This is a genomic window from Streptomyces colwelliae (assembly GCF_048158785.1).
In the GTDB taxonomy this organism is placed as follows: Bacteria; Actinomycetota; Actinomycetes; order Streptomycetales; family Streptomycetaceae; genus Streptomyces.
Genome location: NZ_JBLTJC010000792.1, coordinates 1 through 1,425, shown reverse-complemented (window position 1 = coordinate 1,425; position 1,425 = coordinate 1). Strand labels below are relative to the sequence as shown.

Here is a 1,425-nt window from a genome sequence, read left to right as displayed (position 1 = left end):
GCCCACCCCGGAACGGCCGCAGTTCCCGCAGCACCGCCACCGCTGCGGCAGCCGCGTTCTCGGCGGCCCGGGGCTGCCAACCCTCCTCGTCCGTACGGGACTTGTCCGCGTCGGCCCGGTCGCTGATTCCCCGGATCACCAGCGCGTCCCCGCCGGCTAGGTGCACGGCGCTCACGACCCCCGAACCCTCCATCTCGATGGCCGCCGCGTCGTTGTAGTGCGTCCGCAGGTGTTCCGCGAGCGCGGACTGGGGTGCCGCCAGGACGACGTCACCCGCGGCGATCGGCTTCAGGTGGGCATGGAGGTCGTCCCGCAACGCCTCCCGGGCGGCTGAGGTCAGCCGGTGGGACGCGAGCCATGCCTCTGGCCGTACGAGAAACCCCTCCGGTGTCTCCTTGCCGCCGTGGATGCCGTACACCTTCGTCGCGATCACGACATCGCCCAGCCCGATGTCGCTCTTCAGGCCCCCGGCGACCCCCACGAACAGCACCGCCTGCGGCTCCAGCCACGTCATCACGCGCTCGGTGAGCGCGGCGGCCGTCAGGTTTCCCTCGCCCATCTCGACCAGGGCGACGGCCCAGGGCGTTCCGGGGAGTTGGCCGACCGCGGCCCGGGTGCCTCGCGGATGCTCCCGCTTCCGTACGTCCGTGAGATGGGCCTGCACGGCCTTGTACTCCAGCGGCAGTGCGGTCAGCACTGCGACAGTGGGTTGCAACTCAGGCATCTCAGACACTCCCTTAAGGTACTTCCAAGTCGCCTGCGCAGATGCTGTGTTGGCACCACTCGGGGGAGAGGCCAGGGCAATGCCGGAACGTGACGTCACCGTGGGCCAGTTGCTCCTCGCCGAATACCAGACCGTCAAGGACGAGCAGAAGACCCGTATCGGCTTCCGCGACAACCTCCTCTACGTCACCCTCACCGTCGTCGCCGCAGTCATCGCCGCCGCGGCCCAGGCCAAGCAGTCCGAGATGCTGCTCGCGCTGCCGCCGGTGTGTGTCGTGCTCGGCTGGACCTACCTCGTGAACGACGAGAAGATCTCCGCGATCGGGACGTACGTACGGGACGAGCTGGGGCCCCGGCTCACCGAACTCACCGAACTCGCCGACGGCCAGGCGGTGTTCGCCTGGGAGACCACCCACCGTTCCGACACCAGGCGCCGTTCCCGCAAGGTCATCCAGTGTGTGATCGACCTGCTGGCGTTCTGCGTCGTCCCGTTCGCCGGTCTCGTCGTCTACTGGGCCGCAGGTCAGACGTCACCCGGACTGCTCGCCCTGTCCGTCGCCGAGGCACTCATCGTCGTCGGCCTCGGACATCAGGTCCTCAGTTACGCGAGGCCCCTCAACTCGCCCCGCCCGCCTAGGCCGTTGTGCTCGAACGAGACGTACGGGACGACCGGGCCGCCATGGTTGGGACGGTGCTCGACCC

General features: G+C 69.0%; 1 protein-coding gene and 1 pseudogene. One reads left to right on the top strand and one right to left on the bottom strand.

The window, feature by feature from the left end; translation table 11 throughout:
* The coding region (locus ACNFOC_RS54400; RefSeq protein WP_416966315.1) for a 5'-methylthioadenosine/S-adenosylhomocysteine nucleosidase at positions 1-724 on the bottom strand (724 nt) is incomplete at its 3' end.
* A 79-nt stretch (positions 725-803) separates the two neighbouring features.
* Here ACNFOC_RS54400 and ACNFOC_RS54395 point away from each other — a divergent pair.
* A pseudogene (locus ACNFOC_RS54395) lies at positions 804-1,343 on the top strand (hypothetical protein); the annotation flags it as partial.
* Positions 1,344-1,425 lie beyond the last annotated feature (82 nt).